Here is a 1,747-nt window from a genome sequence, read left to right as displayed (position 1 = left end):
CGCAGGTTGCTGACAAGCTGGGCGCAGAAATTATTCGTTTGTGGGTAGCGTCTACCGATTACTCCGGCGAGATGACGATCTCGGATGAGATTCTGAAACGTGTGGTTGAAAGCTATCGTCGTATTCGCAATACTTTGCGTTTCTTGCTGGCCAACCTATCTGACTTTGACCCATCAAAGCACAGCATGCCTGCAAGTGAGTGGCTTGAGATTGATCGCTATGCTGTTGCTCTAGGCAATCAATTACAAAATGAAGTACAGGCTCACTACAAAGCTTATGAGTTCCAGCCCGCTGTAGCTCGCATGCTGACTTTCTGCTCGGAAGATTTAGGTGGCTTCTACTTAGATATTCTGAAAGATCGCTTATATACCAGCGCTCCAGACTCTAAAGAGCGTCGTGCTGCACAAAACGCACTGTTTCACATCACTCGCAATCTTTTAAAGTGGTTGGCTCCATTCCTATCCTTTACTGCCGAGGAAGCGTGGTCATCATTCCCGCATGGTGCAAATGAGAAACTCAGCGAATCCATCTTCATGGAAGAGTTCGGCACCTTCCCAGAAATCGAGCATGCAACAGAGCTACTTGCAAAGTGGGCACGCATTCGCGAAATTCGCTCTGAGGTAACGAAGGCTATTGAGATTGAACGTGAGGCTGGCAATGTAGGCTCATCTCTGCAAGCAGAGCTCACCATTAAAGTGGGTGATATCGATTTTGCAATTTTGCATTCTCTTGAAGATGACTTGCGCTTTGTCACCATTACCTCTAGTGCCAATATTGAATTGAGTAATGGCGGTCTCGAAGTTCTGGTGAGAGGCAGTCAATATAAAAAGTGTGGGCGCTGCTGGCATCACACCGCCGATGTTGGCACCAATGCAGAGCATCCAGAATTGTGCGGTAGATGTATCAGCAATCTTTTTGGAGATGGTGAAGCACGCTTGTTTGCATAAACAATCGGCATTCATACCACCACGCTATGAGCGCAAACCTATCATTTCTTCGTTATCTAGCGATTGCAAGCATTACGCTATTGCTAGACCAGCTGAGTAAATGGTCTGCCTTAAGCAATCTTCAATTAGGCGTACCTGAACCCGTCCTGCCATTTATGAACTGGTTGTTGCTATTCAACCCGGGGGCAGCGTTTTCTTTTTTAGCTCAGAGCTCAGGATGGCAGCGCTGGTTCTTTACGATCCTTGGCTTAGCAGCTTCGGCTTACATCCTTTGGCTGCTACGCAAGAGTCTGAGTGACAAGATGCTCTGCTGGGCTCTCAGCCTCATTCTGGGAGGTGCACTTGGCAATGTCTTGGATCGCATCTTGTATGGCGCTGTAGTCGATTTTATAGATTTACATTACGCCAATTGGCATTGGCCTGCTTTCAATATTGCCGATAGTGCCATTTGCATTGGTGCTGGCCTCATTATTTGGGGCGAGCTTAGCAAGTCATTTGGCAAAAAGCCTCAATCCCATTAAGCTGGTCCCATGCAATCACTTTTAAATAAGAAAATCGTACTCGGCATTTCTGGTGGCATTGCAGCCTATAAGTCGGCTGAGCTAGCACGTCAGTTGATGCAAGAAGGTGCCAGCGTCCAAGTGGTAATGACCCAAGCTGCTCAACAATTTGTGACGCCAGTCACCATGCAAGCACTCACAGGCAATCCGGTTTACACCAGCCAATGGGATAGCAGCATTGCCAACAATATGGCCCACATTGAACTTTCTAGAGCTGCAGATGCGATTTTGATTGCGCCG

At 47.5% G+C, this 1,747-nt stretch carries 3 protein-coding genes; all 3 read left to right on the top strand.

The features are described from left to right. Positions 1 to 947, top strand: a 947-nt coding sequence (locus B7X71_RS16405) for a class I tRNA ligase family protein (protein ID WP_293601517.1), incomplete at its 5' end; no start/stop codon positions are given. Positions 948 to 973: 26 nt separating this feature from the next. Further along, entirely contained in the window at positions 974 to 1,468 is a 495-nt protein-coding gene (lspA, locus tag B7X71_RS16400) for a signal peptidase II (protein ID WP_293601516.1), read from the top strand. Positions 1,469 to 1,477: 9 nt separating this feature from the next. After that, positions 1,478 to 1,747: flavoprotein (locus B7X71_RS16395; RefSeq protein ID WP_293601515.1), on the top strand; the 270-nt coding region annotated here is incomplete at its 3' end.

Source organism: Polynucleobacter sp. 39-46-10 (assembly GCF_002282275.1).
This window is presented reverse-complemented; position numbering and strand designations above follow the sequence as displayed.

Excerpts from the sequence above, each read along its gene's own strand:
- lspA (WP_293601516.1), top strand. The coding sequence starts at position 974 with ATGAGCGCAAACCTATCATTTCTTCGTTATCTAGCGATTGCAAGCATT.